We start from the raw sequence: 13339 nt of genomic DNA, 5'->3' as shown, positions 1-13339 counted from the left end.
AATAAAACCAGAATCAAATAAGTACAAAAATGCGCTTAGGCAAGGGACGCTTTTGTAGAAGAAGCAGCCATAGCTATTCCTTCGCTCACTTCATCCTTTACAAGCTGCACAACCGGTGTGCTGTGGCGCTCAATATCCGCGCCCAGCGCGCGAAGCTTGCCTACGATATCCACATATCCGCGGTCAATATGGTGCAGTTCCGTCACTTCTGTCTCACCTTCCGCGATAAGTCCGGCAAGAATGAGCGCCGCCCCGGCCCGCAGATCAGTCGCTTTTACTTTCGCACCCGTCAAGCGCGCCTCGCCGTTTATGATTGAGGTACGCCCTTCAATCCTGATATTGGCACCCATACGCTTAAATTCGTCGACATGCATGAAACGATTCTCGAATACCGTCTCGGTAATCATGCTGGTACCTTTGGCGGACAGCATCATCGCCATAAACTGTGCTTGCATATCAGTAGGGAAGCCAGGGTGCGGCAACGTTTTGACATCGACACATTTCAGTTCCGGGCCGCAGTACACGCGGACACCGTTTTCCAGTTCATCAATAATGACGCCCATTTCGCGCATTTTTGCTACAACTGGTTTTAAATGATCGGCGATGGCGTTCTCGACAAACACATCGCCACGCGTAATCGCAGCCGCCACCATAAACGTGCCGGCTTCAATCCGGTCAGGAATTACAGTATGTACGGCACCAGTCAAGCGCTCCACACCATCAATGCGAATCGTATCCGTTCCCGCTCCACGTACGCGTGCGCCCATCGCATTCAGATAATTCGCCAGGTCGACAATTTCCGGCTCCTGCGCCACGTTTTCGATAATCGTGGTACCCTCCGCAAGCGTCGCTGCCATCATAATATTTTCCGTGGCTCCAACGCTCGGAATATCCAGATAAATTTTCGTACCTTTCAGGCGGCCATCCGTACTGGCAAAAATGTAACCCTGACCGATTTCCACCTTTGCGCCCATGGCTTCGAAGCCTTTCAAATGCTGGTCAATGCCACGCGAACCAATCGCGCAGCCACCCGGAAGCGGAATCTTCGCTTTCCCTTTTCGGGCTAAAAGCGAGCCCATAACAAGGAAAGAAGCGCGCATTTTACGAACCCATTCGTACGGCGCCTCCACTTCTGATAAATTCTTCGCATCTACTTTCAATACTTCAGCTTTACTGTCGTATTTTACATCTACATTCAGTGCACGAATCACTTCGCTAATTGTATAAACATCATCCAGTCCAGGAACGTCATGAATGACACTTACTCCCTCTTCTGCCAGAATCGATGCTGCAATGATGGGCAATACGGCATTTTTTGCGCCGTGTACCCGTACTTTTCCCGATAGACGTCGTCCACCGCGGATAATAATCTTGTCCACGTTACATTTCCCCCCGCGTCCTATGCTAGTATTCCACTGTAATAATTGGTATTCCTGCTATTATCATCGTTTCTTGATTGTTTTTATCATAATGGGTTGCAACTTGCAAGTTCATGGAGCGATGGTTTGTTTTAATAGCTGTATTAAATAGGGGCGAATAAACTGAATAGCTAAGGACCGTTTCTTCTTCCAAGCTTTCAACCATTGTTCCGTCGAGAAAAGCCAGTATTTGTCTGACTTTCTTCTTTTGCAAGTCATTTTCCAGTTTACCATTATAAATTCCCCTAACACAAGAGATAATTTGCGGTAGCTCAGAACTATTTGCAGGAATTTGCATATATTCCGCGATCATGTGCTTCATGACCCGTACCTGGTTTTCTTTACCCCGGAACGTTAGCCCCAAATTACCGTGCATGTCTTTCCCCTGCGCGGAAACATACACGCTCACATATGCAATTAGTTCAATGTCTTCATTGCTCTTTCGCTCACCACGGTATATACGCACGCCGTCGTCCCGCTGCTCTTCCCTCCAAGATACTAAACCGACCTGTCTGGCAATGGCTTGCAAAAAAAGCTCCACGTCCTGCTCATCTTGAAAACGAAGGCCGACCTGCTTATATCGTATCTGTACCTCACGAATGGATGCGCCTGTGCTTTCAACAGCCGCAAGCAATGTCTCCGCATCGGAAAAAGCCCGCTTAGCAATCGCTTCTCGTGATGCTAAAGATACAGACATCCCCGCTAATACAGGGTACGCCAGTAGCAAAAATAACATAAAAATTCCCGCTACCCCGATATATTTCCATACTTCCGTCATTCTCATATATTTTCCTCTCCCGTTTCTCTTGTTTTACTACTCAGTCTGCGCGAAAAACGGGAACCCTATACTGTCAAATGTTTAGAAAAATTGACGAAGCAACTGTGTCCAGCCGAAATAGTCGGTGAAAAAAGACGCAACACCATGCCCGATAAAGATGGACAAAAAAATTTGCAGCAACTTGGCGCGCGCGCCTTTCGGATTTGCCACAAACAGATCAAACCGAAACGCCTGTAGCGCCCAGAAACTCAAGCCAATGCACACAAGCGACAGTAAAATGTTGATCATTCCTGCTACTGCCATGTTCGTCTCACTTCCTTGATATAATTATAATAAACAAACTCACAGGCGTTGCCGCTCTTTCTCTCCCTCCGCCCCACACGCTCCACATGAAAAAAGGCAACGAAAAAAAAAATGTCCCCCGCTTATTGTATCACAATAAGCATAGAGGAACATTCTTCAATGACTTATTCTCTATTCACTGCCCACCAGGTTGAAACATTTGTTGCAGCGGAAACTTATGGTGAATATATTGCATGACCGGATCTGGCATAATGCCAGCTGCAACTGTGCCAACAAGCGCAATCAATACAACCAAACCAATGGAAGCCGGAACTTTCAAAGGAGCTTCCGTTTTGCCTGGACGCATATACATCTGGCGAATCACACCAAAATAATAATAGTAAGACACTACGCTGGTCGCGAGCATAATACCTGCCAGCCAGTAACTACTGTGCACAATGGCGCTCATGAAAATGTAAAACTTGCCGAAGAATCCAGCCGTAATCGGGAGACCAGCAAGCGAAAGCAGGAAGAATGTCATGGCAATAGCCATCCACGGCGCCCGATGATACAAACCCGCGAATGATTTTAAATCTTCCGTTTTCTGATCGCGATTCACGAGCATAATAATCGCAAACGCCCCCATATTGGCGAACAAGTATGCAACCAAATAGAACATTGTTTGCTCAAACATCAGCACCGTTAACGTAGCAAATGGTACAAGCAGATAGCCAGCCTGAGCAATGCCCGAATAAGCCATCATCCGCTTTATATTCACCTGACGCATGGCCAGCGTATTGCCGATAATCATGGATGCCGCAGCAACAATTGCAATGTAAACACTAAGCGTATTCACCAGCACGGAACCTTGCTGACCCGTCTCCATGTCAAAGCTAACTAAACTGCCAAAGCTAATGAGGAAAACACGCAAGACAATCGCAAAGCCAGCCGCTTTGGAAACAACCGATAGAAACGCAGCAATCGGCGTCGGCGCTCCCTGATATACGTCGGGCGCCCACATATGATACGGCACCACAGATATTTTGAACGCGAAGCCGACAAACATTAAGAAAAACGAGAAATAAACCAAAAAGTCGAAGCCATCATAAAAGACGCTCGATAACCGTTCAGCAATCACATACAGATTCGTTGAGCCTGTCAATCCGTAGATAAATGACATGCCATACAACGTAATCGCGGATGCAATGCCACCGGAAATAACGTATTTAAACGCCGATTCATTGGAATGGATGTGCTGTTTTCTTGTTCCGACCAAAATATAGGAAGAAATCGAAAGAAGCTCAAGCCCTACAAACAACGTAATTAAGTCGGAAGAAGAAGCCATCAGCATCGCGCCAAGTAAGGCGGTCAGAATTAAATAATAGTATTCACCTGAATATCTTATGTTTTTACTTTCATCGATATAGGTAAGCGAAATAAGAAACACAAAGGCTACACCGCTTAAGAAAAGCAACTTGAACGCATTGGCGAACCCATCCACACGGTACATATCGTTAAGAATAGATACAACATTTTGGCCGGTGTTTCGTACTACAAAATATCCCGCAACGATGATTCCCAAAAATCCAATCCAGGCGAGAATGCGCCGGTCGGCTTTTTTATTCATGAATAAATCAAGCAGCGAGAGGAGTGTAGCGACACCCAGTATAATAAATTCAGGGCTCATCACCGACCAATCGTATTGAGCAAGGTTCCCCCATTTACTAACACTACTCATCGGCTTTTACCCTCCTATCCTTGGCACGATATTTTGCAGCGTTGTCTGCAGCGGTTCGCTTAGTACGGCAGGATATACACCGATTAAGATAACCAAGCTTAACAGAACAACCATCGGAACAACTTCAATCGCCTGTGCGTCAGACAGCGACTCATGCTTCTGCTGAATAGGGCCAAACGTTGTTCCAAGTATCGCGCGCAGTAAGTACGCTGCCGTCAGGATAAGACCGAGGGCGCCAACAGCAGCGATCACCGGCTTTACGCCGAACAAGCCGACAAAGGAAAGAAATTCACTAATAAATCCGGACATACCTGGCAGACCAGCTGAAGCCATCATAGCGGTCAATAAAACCCCGCTGATCATCGGCATTGATTTCGCAAGCCCGCCCAGCTCACGAATATTGCTTGTGCCCGTACGTTCATGCACAAGCGACACCATATAAAACATGAGGGCTGCGATAAGACCATGCGATACCATTTGGAAAACCGCGCCCTGAAAACCCTGAAGATTCGTGGCGGCAAGACCAAGCAACATAATTCCCATATGGCTTACGCTGGAGTATGCCAGCATCTGCTTGAGTTCATCCTGCACAAGCGCAAGTACGGCGCCGTACAAAATATTAATCACGCCCAATACTGCGATAAGAGTGGACAGTTGATTCATCCACTCAGGGAAAAATGCTGCGTTCATACGAATAAGCGCGTAGCCACCAATTTTAATAAGCACGCCGGAAGAAATCATAATGACCGCCGGATGCGCTTCCTGGTACGCTTTAAGCATCCATGTATGGAACGGAACGACAGGAATCTTAATCGCAAACGCAATCAGCAAGGCCAAGAACAGGCCGAAACGAATAGAATCCGGAATATAGCCTGGCAGATTGGGCACATTACGCGGCGACATCGGATCGGTTAACAGTTGCCTAATCTCTTCCATGCTCAACGTACCTACAAGAATAAACAGCGTTACGAATACGATAAGCATAATCGCCGAGCCTACGCCGTTATAAAGGAGGAACTTCATGGCCGCCCTCTCTCGATCCATGTATCCCCAAATTCCCATCATAAAGAATAGCGGAATAATAGTAAACTCAAAAAAGATAAAAAACTGAAACAGATTCGTTGAAGAGAAGACACCAAGCATTCCCATCTCAACGATTAGAAATAAAATGTAAAACTCTTTCCAGCGCTTATTAATGCTCAGTGCCGCTACCGCTGCCATTGTACTAATGACAGTCGTCAGTACAAGCAATGGCATGGACAGACCGTCCACCCCGACCTCAAATGTAATCGGAATTGCCTGTTCGCCGATCGGAATGCGAATCCAGTTCCATTGCTGTGACAATTGCATGCCTTCCGCTACCAAGTTAAAGTTAGCATACAGCATGAAAGTCAGCACAAGCGGAACGAGCGTCGCCAGAATCCCGATCGCTTTGACTGTGCCAGGCAGGCTTTTCGGGATAAAAGCGAGCAACAGCACACCCAAAAGTGGTGAAAATGTTAGGATTATAAGAAAATAGTTCGCCATTGCCCAACATACCCCCCTGCTATTGTTAAACCAACAATTAGAAGCACGAGCCCGATAAAGGCGATTGCTCCATATGTCTGGATTTGTCCGTTTTGCATTCTTGCGCCCACACCGCCGATTCCCCTTGTAAACGCGGCAATGAGACGCACGAGTCCATCAATAACCCATACGTCAAATATATGGAGTCCTTTTCCGATCGCGCGCAACGGTTTTACAAATACGGTATCGTATATTTCATCCATGTAGTATTTGCGGAACGATACCCGGTACAGCACGCCACCTGTACCTTCCGCCGGCATTTTGCCCCTGCCGTACATCATCCAGGCCAGCGCAATACCTGCAACAGACACCGCAATTGCCACAATCGTTACCCATCCAGCACCGTGCGTACCACCATGAAACGCGGTCATATCTTCCGTCAACCATTCTCCCAGGACAGGTTTCCATGGCGTATTAATAAATCCAGCAATAACAGCTAGCACAGCCAGCACAATCATTGGCAACGTCATAACGCCGGGTGATTCATGCGCCTGACTTCCGCCCCTCGACTGCCCACCGAATGTCAGGAAAAAGAGGCGGAACATGTAAAACGCCGTAAACGAAGCAGCGATCAGCGCAACGACAAACAAGTCAATATGCCCGGAATCCAGCGTTGCCACGAGAATTTCTTCCTTGGACCAAAAGCCGGCAAAAGGTGGGATACCGGCGATAGCAAGACAACCGACCAAAAAGACGGGACCTGTAATGCGCATTTTCTTCCATAGGCCGCCCATTTCAAAAATATCCTGCGTATGCACGGCGTGAATCACACTGCCCGCCGCAAGGAATAATAGAGCTTTAAAGAAAGCGTGCGTCATCAGGTGAAATGTCCCTGCCACATAGCCGGCCGCGCTCGCCGCGCCAAGCGCCAGCATCATGTAACCAAGCTGGCTCACGGTAGAATATGCGAGCACGCGTTTAATATCCCTTTGCGTCAAACCTATAGAAGCGGCAAAGATTGCGGTAAAGCCGCCTATATAAGCGACAACCTCCGTTGCTACCGGCGAGGCGAGGTACAAATCATACATCCGCGCCACCAAATACACACCTGCTGCCACCATTGTCGCGGCGTGAATTAACGCGCTGACAGGCGTCGGACCTTCCATCGCGTCCGGCAACCACGTATGAAGCGGGAATTGACCGGATTTACCAACCGCACCGACAAAAATCAAAATGCCAAGCAATGTAAGTTTCCATTCTTCAATGGCGCCCGCCGCGATCTTATTGAAAATTTCGCTGTAATCGAAACTGCCAACCCACCAAAAAATAAGCGCAAGCGCAATAAATAGCCCAACGTCTCCAATACGTGTCACGATAAACGCCTTCTTCGCCGCCGCTCTCGCTTCCGGTTTATAAAAATAAAAACCTACAAGCAAGAATGAACATACTCCGACAAGCTCCCAGAATATGTACAGCTGAAGAATGTTCGGCGAAAGCACTACGCCCAGCATGGAGAATGTAAAAAGGGCAAGATACTGATAAAACACCGGAAAACGTTCATCGCCGCGCATATAGCCGCGAGAATAAATGTGAACCAGCATACTAACGAGTGTGACAACAACCAGCATCATTGCGTTCAGCTGGTTTACCTCAAAGCCCATTGTAATTTTCTCCCCGGCAAATGTTAACCAATGAAAATCTGTATTGATATAATCTGTGGCTCCCTCGACAAACCGCTCAAAAAAAACCAGAAGGGCGAACACAAACGACGCAGCTGTCGCCAGAATCCCGACGTACGCCGCTCTTTCTTTCCATTGACGACCAAAAGCCACAAGCAGCACGAAAGCTATAAGCGGGAAGAGCGGTATGAGCCAGGCATTCGCTATCATATCCATATTCACCAGTCCTTTTTCCATTCTATCGCTTCATCAAATCCATCTCATCAACCTGTACAGTATTACGGTTACGGTACAGGGAAATGAGAATGGCCAGCCCTACTGCCGCCTCGGCTGCTGCTACCGTAATGGTGAACAACGAGAAAATCTGCCCTGAAATATTTGGAAACATGCCATACTTGGCAAACGCGACAAGGTTAATATTGACCGCATTTAGCATAAGCTCGATCGACAACAACACAATAACGGCGTTCCGCTTGGTCAGCGCGCCATACAACCCGATGCAGAAAAGAATTAACGCAACCAGCAAATATGAAGTAACCGGTATACTCATTCGTCCTCCGCCTCCTTCTTAGCCAAGATAATGGCTCCTACAAGCGCGACCAGCAAAAGAACAGAGACAGCTTCAAACGGAATGACGTAATGGGTGAATAACTGAATTCCAATTTCTTTCACATTGTTCTGCTTTGTGAAATCGGCCTGCTGATCGCCCCAATGTGCGCTTTGAATACCTAAGAATGCAACGATAAAAAACACGGCGATCCCAGCAAACGCAATGTATTTAAAAGGCCCTTTTCTCTCTGTTACTTCCGTCGCATCATGGCGTGTTAACATAATACCGAACAGCATCAAAATAGAAATCGCCCCGGAGTACACCAACACTTGCGTCACACCGACAAATTCGGCTTCCAGCAGCACGTAAAGCCCAGCAATACCTAAAAACGTAAACGCCAGCGCCACTACCATATGCACAACCCGGGTAAAGCTAATCATAAAAACCGCTCCCCCGATGGTCAACAAGGCGAGAACAAAAAAAGCGATGAATTCTCCGCTCATCTATGCGTTCCCTCCCCGTACATTCGTATTATTAGCGTCCAGCCACTTGAGGTTCTTGAACAACTCGTCACGGCTATACGCTGCAAGCTCAAAGTTGGTTGTCATCACAATCGCCTCAGTCGGACACACTTCCGTGCAAAGATCGCACAGAATACAGATTTCAAAGTTAATATCGTACGTATCAATGACTTTTCCTTTTTTGTTCGGATCATCGCTTTTCTTCCCGACAAGATTAATGCAGTCTGTCGGACAAATCCGGGCGCACTGATTGCACACAATGCACTTATCAGGTGAGAAATGCTGAATGCCGCGAAACCGTTCCGGCCACACCATTTCCTGGTCCGGATACATATGGGTCACTTTCTTTTTGGTCATCTGTTTAAACGTGTAAGCCATCCCCTTGGCAAAGCCTAGCATAATATCACCTCTTTTATAGCACTGTTTTTAACACCGCGGTGATTAAAATATTGACAAGCGCAAGCGGCAACAGTACTTTCCACCCCATCTGCATAAGCTGGTCAACGCGCATCCGCGGGAATGTCGCCTGTAACCAGAAAATAAAGAAGACAATAGCGCAAAACTTGATGGCGAACCAAACGATGCCCGGAATAAATCCGAGGAATTCAAACGGCGGCAACCATCCACCTAAAAACAATACTGTTGTCAGCGATGCCATCGCAAAAATGTACACATACTCGGCCAACATGAAGAAAGCCCAACGGAAGCCGCTATACTCAACATGATAACCGGAAATAAGTTCCGATTCTGCCTCCGTTAAGTCGAACGGTGTCCGGCTTAACTCCGCAAGCTGCGCGATGATGAAAATCACAAACCCTAAAAACTGTGGAATAAAAAACCACATACCCATTTCCTTTTGCTTCTCAACAATATCAATCAAGTTGAGACTGCCGGTCATAAGAATAACGCCGACGACAGACAGGACGAGCGGAATTTCGTAGCTGATCATCTGCGCCGCGGAACGCATGGCGCCAATGAGCGCCCATTTGTTATTGGATGCCCACCCACCTGTAACAACCCCCAGCACTGTAATACCGGAAATTGCAATATAATACAGTAGTCCGACACCTAAATCGGCGAAATGAAGCGATTCGGTAAACGGCATCACCGCCAGCACAGCGAACGCAGGCATAAATGCAAGCACCGGGGCGAGAATAAAGAGCGGTTTGTCCGCCGCTTTCGGAATGATATCTTCTTTTAACAAAAGTTTTAGCACGTCGGCAACCGTTTGCAGAAGGCCGAAGGGACCAACCCGGTTTGGACCAATACGAAGCTGCATCCAGCCAAGAATTTTACGCTGAAAATAGATAGAATACGTTACAAATCCAAGTACGATAGCCAGAAGAATGACCGCAGACAAAACAAAAATAAAGCCGTTCTGCCATCCCAGGCTCTGTTCTAGATAAGCGCCCATCAGCCGTCTACCTCCCCTAGCACAATATCAATGCTTCCGAGAATCGCCACCATATCGGCAATGTTTTTGCCTATCAGCAGTTTCGGAAGAATCTGCAGGTTCGCGAAAGACGGTCGGCGGAACTTTATCCGGTACGGCTTATCTTTGCCGTTGCTGGCGATATAACAGCCAATCTCTCCGCGCGGCGATTCAATTCGAGTGAACGCCTCTCCCTGCGGCGTACGAATGACGCGCGGAACTTTCGCCATGATCTCGCCGTCAGCCGGGAATTGCTCAGCCGCTTGCTCAACGATTTTTAGAGATTCTTCCATCTCCCGTAAGCGGAGCTTATAACGGGCATAGCAATCGCCCGCCGTCTCGGTCGGCACTTCAAAATCAAACCGATCATAAATAGAATAGGGAGCATCTTTGCGCAAGTCCCATTTCACGCCAGTGGAGCGAAGCAACACACCACTTAGCGAATAATTGATCGCCTCTTCCTGCGTAATCACACCAATGCCTTTCAAACGGTTTAAGAAGACCTCATTTCCGCTGACAAGCTGATGGTAACCTTCCAGTTGTCCGCGCATGTATGAAACGAACTCTTTCACTTTATCAATCCAGCCTTCCGGCGCGTCCCATTTCACACCGCCGACACGCATGTAGTTATACGTAAGGCGGGCGCCGCACAATTCGTTGAAAAGGGCAAGAATTCGCTCTCGGTCCGCGAACGCGTACAAAAATGGGCTTAACGCCCCGATGTCGAGCAAGTATGTGCCAAACCATACCATATGACTGGCGATGCGCTGCAATTCCATCACGATTACGCGCAGATATTCGGCACGCTCGGGAATTTCCAGCCCCATGAGCGTCTCCACTGTATGCACCATCATATAGTTATTGGTCATCGCGGACAAATAGTCCATCCGATCTGTATAAGGAATGATTTGGGTGTAATTCAAGTTTTCTGCCAGCTTTTCCGTACCGCGGTGCAAATACCCGATCACCGGAGTCGCCCCCGTAATTGTTTCCCCATCAATTTTGACAATCAGACGAAACACCCCGTGCGTACTCGGGTGTTGAGGACCTACATTGAGCAGCATTTCTTCGGTTCTGATTCCCGACTTGGTGCCCACCTCCTCACACCTCCTCGTCATATTGTACATAATCTTTGCGAAGCGGATGTCCTACCCAGTTATCCGGGAGCAGAATACGCTTCAAGTTGGCGTGACCTTCGTATGTAATGCCAAGCAAATCATATGTCTCGCGCTCAAACCAATCGGCGCCTGCCCAAATATCCATAACAGATGCGACTTTTGGGTTATCCCGAGCCAGTTTTACCTTTACGCATACATTGTACCGCTGTTTGTAGGAATAAAGGTACACAATCGACTCCATATACGTTTCATAATCCACGCCAAGACTTAAAGATAAATAATCGAATGCCAGTTCTTCATGGTCATGCAGCAAGCGAGCTACGTCATGCCATTTCTCTTTCTTGACGATTAAGGTTGGCATATGCTCGCTCAACTCGTTAATGTACGAATCCTCAAGCACATCGGTACCAAAGTTTTCTGTTATAACTTTCACAATCTTATCAAGTACCGGCTGCTTTGGAGACGGCTTTTTGGAGCCTTCGTCCGCTTCTGCTCTGCCCGTTGTACCTGCTGCCTTTGCCTTGGCCGCGGCTGCGGCGGCGGCTTTCGCTTTGGCAGCGGCAGCGGCCTTCGCCTTAGCAATTGCATCTGCGTCCCCTTCAGCGGCTTTTCCTCCCGCTCCTTCCGCTTCCATGCGTTTGCGCTTTGCCTCCGCAGCAGCTTTGGCTGCAGCAGCGGCTTTCGCTTTTTCTTCCGGTGTCGGCTTCTTCTTCTCTTCACTCATTCACCGGTCACCCTCTTCCCCGTCTTTGCTTCGTATCTAATCTTCTCTTGTAGTTTGTTAATGCCGTAAATAAGCGCAGGCGGGCTCGGCGGGCAACCCGGAATATACACATCAACCGGGATGATCTGATCCACGCCCTTCACTACGGCATAAGAATGCACATATGGCCCTCCGGCTGTAGCGCATGACCCCATGGCAATCACCCATTTTGGCTCAGCCATCTGGTCGTATAAACGGCGCACAAGTGGAGCCATTTTCTTTGTAACGGTACCAGAGACAATCATACAGTCAGCCTGACGCGGTGAAGCCCGGTAGAACACGCCAAAACGATCCGTATCCCAGTTGGCACCGCCTGTGCCCATCATCTCGATCGCACAACAAGCCAGACCGAATGTTAACGGCCAAATGGAGTTGCTGCGGGCCCAAGCCTTTAACTGTTCAAACGTACTGAAAAAAACATTGCGTTCAAGCTCTTTGCGTTCTTCCAGACTGATGTCCTCCAAGTTCAGTTCCATTCTAACACCTTCTTCTTCCAGGCATAGATTAACCCTATTACAAGCAGCACAATAAAAATAACCATTTCGACCAGTGCGAATAACCCAAGGCTGTCATAGGCGACCGCCCAAGGATATAAGAAAACCGTTTCTACGTCAAACACTACGAACAAAAGAGCGAAAATGTAGTATTTAACGTTAAATTGTACCCAGCTTGACCCTACCGGCTCCACCCCGCTCTCATAAGTTTTTCTCTTTTCCTCCGTCGGATTGCTAGGGCGCAGAAAACGCGCCAATGTAAGCGCACCCACGGGCAAGAGAATACCCAAAAAGAGAAAAATAGCAACAATCAGATAATTATTCATGTATACTGTCGCCATACTTTTCCCCCCTACCCTAAATTATGAATTTTTTATAAATCATTGATTAAAAACTTTAAATAGATGAAAACTCCATACAATTATATCAAATGGTACAGGTACTGTCTAATAGTGGAATTTCAAAGCTTATGATATATTGGGAACTGCGCCGTTTGGTATAATGGTAACGAAATTTTATAGATAAGGAAGTGATTCTTTTGGAGACAAAGAAAATAGGCGTCATCTTCGTCTGTTTAGGAAATATATGCCGCTCTCCACTGGGAGAAGGAGTATTCCGGCATCTGGTGAGAGAAAAAGGAATTGAGGATTACTTCGTCATCGACTCGGCAGGCACTGCGAGTTATCATGTTGGAAAATTGCCGGATCCAGGTTCCAGACGCGTCGCGGAAAAACACGGGATTTCGCTGGCCGGACAATTCGCCCGGCAGTTTACCACAAAAGATTTGACCCAGTGGGATTATGTCATTGCTATGGATGCTTCCAACCAAAGCAACATTCGATGTTTGGGCGCAGTAAACGGAAACTTGCACCTGCTTCGCGAATTTGATCCTGAAGGCCCCGGTGACGTTCCCGATCCATGGGCGCGCGGTGATGAAGCGTTCCTTGAAACGTACACCATTATCCGCCGCTCCTGCGAAAAATTGCTCGAGCATATTATCAAAGAGCACAATCTGCCTAGCTAACTTTGCTTTGTTTGTCTTTCCTTCATTATAACATAC

The 13339-nt window shown here is 47.6% G+C and carries 15 protein-coding genes; 1 reads left to right on the top strand and 14 read right to left on the bottom strand.

The window, feature by feature from the left end; all coding sequences use genetic code 11:
• Positions 1–35 precede the first annotated feature (35 nt).
• The 14 genes from murA to ACH33_RS01530 form a co-directional block, all read right to left on the bottom strand.
• Positions 36–1379, bottom strand: a complete 1344-nt coding sequence (gene murA, locus ACH33_RS01595) for a UDP-N-acetylglucosamine 1-carboxyvinyltransferase (RefSeq protein WP_057897424.1) — start codon at positions 1377–1379, stop codon at positions 36–38.
• A 25-nt stretch (positions 1380–1404) separates the two neighbouring features.
• Positions 1405–2202: a YwmB family TATA-box binding protein gene (locus ACH33_RS01590; RefSeq protein WP_057897423.1), complete on the bottom strand. Its 798-nt coding sequence runs from the start codon at positions 2200–2202 to the stop codon at positions 1405–1407.
• 75 nt (positions 2203–2277) lie between these two features.
• Positions 2278–2499: a DUF1146 family protein gene (locus ACH33_RS01585; protein WP_057897422.1), complete on the bottom strand. Its 222-nt coding sequence runs from the start codon at positions 2497–2499 to the stop codon at positions 2278–2280.
• A gap of 175 nt (positions 2500–2674) precedes the next feature.
• Positions 2675–4216: an NADH-quinone oxidoreductase subunit NuoN gene (gene nuoN / locus ACH33_RS01580; RefSeq protein ID WP_057897421.1), complete on the bottom strand. Its 1542-nt coding sequence runs from the start codon at positions 4214–4216 to the stop codon at positions 2675–2677.
• A gap of 6 nt (positions 4217–4222) precedes the next feature.
• Entirely contained in the window at positions 4223–5743 is a 1521-nt protein-coding gene (locus ACH33_RS01575; RefSeq protein WP_057897420.1) for a complex I subunit 4 family protein, read from the bottom strand.
• Positions 5722–7638, bottom strand: a complete 1917-nt coding sequence (gene nuoL / locus ACH33_RS01570) for an NADH-quinone oxidoreductase subunit L (protein ID WP_408863263.1) — start codon at positions 7636–7638, stop codon at positions 5722–5724. The genes ACH33_RS01575 and nuoL overlap by 22 nt, the downstream gene beginning before the upstream one ends.
• 1 nt (position 7639) lies before the next feature.
• Complete coding sequence (gene nuoK, locus ACH33_RS01565; RefSeq protein ID WP_057897419.1) at positions 7640–7951, bottom strand: NADH-quinone oxidoreductase subunit NuoK; 312 nt, start codon at positions 7949–7951, stop codon at positions 7640–7642.
• On the bottom strand, positions 7948–8454 hold the full coding sequence (locus ACH33_RS01560; protein ID WP_057897418.1) for an NADH-quinone oxidoreductase subunit J: 507 nt from the start codon (positions 8452–8454) through the stop codon (positions 7948–7950). The genes nuoK and ACH33_RS01560 overlap by 4 nt, the downstream gene beginning before the upstream one ends.
• Positions 8455–8871, bottom strand: a complete 417-nt coding sequence (gene nuoI / locus ACH33_RS01555) for an NADH-quinone oxidoreductase subunit NuoI (RefSeq protein ID WP_057897417.1) — start codon at positions 8869–8871, stop codon at positions 8455–8457.
• Positions 8872–8884: 13 nt separating this feature from the next.
• On the bottom strand, positions 8885–9886 hold the full coding sequence (gene nuoH, locus ACH33_RS01550; protein ID WP_057897416.1) for an NADH-quinone oxidoreductase subunit NuoH: 1002 nt from the start codon (positions 9884–9886) through the stop codon (positions 8885–8887).
• Positions 9886–10968 (bottom strand): NADH-quinone oxidoreductase subunit D, encoded by a 1083-nt coding sequence (locus ACH33_RS01545; protein ID WP_236781999.1) that lies wholly within the window; start codon positions 10966–10968, stop codon positions 9886–9888. The genes nuoH and ACH33_RS01545 overlap by 1 nt, the downstream gene beginning before the upstream one ends.
• Positions 10969–11005: 37 nt before the next feature.
• Positions 11006–11746 carry an NADH-quinone oxidoreductase subunit C gene (locus ACH33_RS20435; protein ID WP_057897414.1) on the bottom strand — a complete coding sequence of 247 codons (741 nt, stop codon included), beginning with the start codon at positions 11744–11746 and terminating at the stop codon, positions 11006–11008.
• Complete coding sequence (locus ACH33_RS01535) at positions 11743–12261, bottom strand: NuoB/complex I 20 kDa subunit family protein (RefSeq protein WP_057897413.1); 519 nt, start codon at positions 12259–12261, stop codon at positions 11743–11745. Before ACH33_RS01535 ends, ACH33_RS20435 begins: the two co-directional genes overlap by 4 nt.
• Positions 12252–12620 carry an NADH-quinone oxidoreductase subunit A gene (locus tag ACH33_RS01530; protein ID WP_057897412.1) on the bottom strand — a complete coding sequence of 123 codons (369 nt, stop codon included), beginning with the start codon at positions 12618–12620 and terminating at the stop codon, positions 12252–12254. Before ACH33_RS01530 ends, ACH33_RS01535 begins: the two co-directional genes overlap by 10 nt.
• A gap of 188 nt (positions 12621–12808) precedes the next feature.
• Between ACH33_RS01530 and ACH33_RS01525 the strand changes: the two genes are divergently transcribed.
• Positions 12809–13303 carry a low molecular weight protein-tyrosine-phosphatase gene (locus ACH33_RS01525; RefSeq protein ID WP_236781941.1) on the top strand — a complete coding sequence of 165 codons (495 nt, stop codon included), beginning with the start codon at positions 12809–12811 and terminating at the stop codon, positions 13301–13303.
• Positions 13304–13339: the final 36 nt, after the last annotated feature.

The organism is Aneurinibacillus sp. XH2 (assembly GCF_001439585.2).
Lineage (GTDB): Bacteria > Bacillota > Bacilli > Aneurinibacillales > Aneurinibacillaceae > Aneurinibacillus > Aneurinibacillus thermoaerophilus.
The sequence above is the reverse complement of the archived record's forward strand: the minus strand, read 5'-3'. Positions and strand labels throughout refer to the sequence as shown.

What these genes read in the sequence shown, in the direction of transcription:
- ACH33_RS01590 (WP_057897423.1), bottom strand. Translation starts at nt 2,202, where the DNA reads ATGAGAATGACGGAAGTATGGAAATATATCGGGGTAGCGGGAATTTTT.
- ACH33_RS01585 (WP_057897422.1), bottom strand. Translation starts at nt 2,499, where the DNA reads ATGGCAGTAGCAGGAATGATCAACATTTTACTGTCGCTTGTGTGCATT.
- nuoN (WP_057897421.1), bottom strand. Translation starts at nt 4,216, where the DNA reads ATGAGTAGTGTTAGTAAATGGGGGAACCTTGCTCAATACGATTGGTCG.
- ACH33_RS01575 (WP_057897420.1), bottom strand. Translation starts at nt 5,743, where the DNA reads ATGGCGAACTATTTTCTTATAATCCTAACATTTTCACCACTTTTGGGT.
- nuoL (WP_408863263.1), bottom strand. Translation starts at nt 7,638, where the DNA reads ATGGAAAAAGGACTGGTGAATATGGATATGATAGCGAATGCCTGGCTC.
- nuoK (WP_057897419.1), bottom strand. Translation starts at nt 7,951, where the DNA reads ATGAGTATACCGGTTACTTCATATTTGCTGGTTGCGTTAATTCTTTTC.
- ACH33_RS01560 (WP_057897418.1), bottom strand. Translation starts at nt 8,454, where the DNA reads ATGAGCGGAGAATTCATCGCTTTTTTTGTTCTCGCCTTGTTGACCATC.
- nuoI (WP_057897417.1), bottom strand. Translation starts at nt 8,871, where the DNA reads ATGCTAGGCTTTGCCAAGGGGATGGCTTACACGTTTAAACAGATGACC.
- nuoH (WP_057897416.1), bottom strand. Translation starts at nt 9,886, where the DNA reads ATGGGCGCTTATCTAGAACAGAGCCTGGGATGGCAGAACGGCTTTATT.
- ACH33_RS01545 (WP_236781999.1), bottom strand. Translation starts at nt 10,968, where the DNA reads ATGCTGCTCAATGTAGGTCCTCAACACCCGAGTACGCACGGGGTGTTT.
- ACH33_RS20435 (WP_057897414.1), bottom strand. Translation starts at nt 11,746, where the DNA reads ATGAGTGAAGAGAAGAAGAAGCCGACACCGGAAGAAAAAGCGAAAGCC.
- ACH33_RS01535 (WP_057897413.1), bottom strand. Translation starts at nt 12,261, where the DNA reads ATGGAACTGAACTTGGAGGACATCAGTCTGGAAGAACGCAAAGAGCTT.
- ACH33_RS01530 (WP_057897412.1), bottom strand. Translation starts at nt 12,620, where the DNA reads ATGGCGACAGTATACATGAATAATTATCTGATTGTTGCTATTTTTCTC.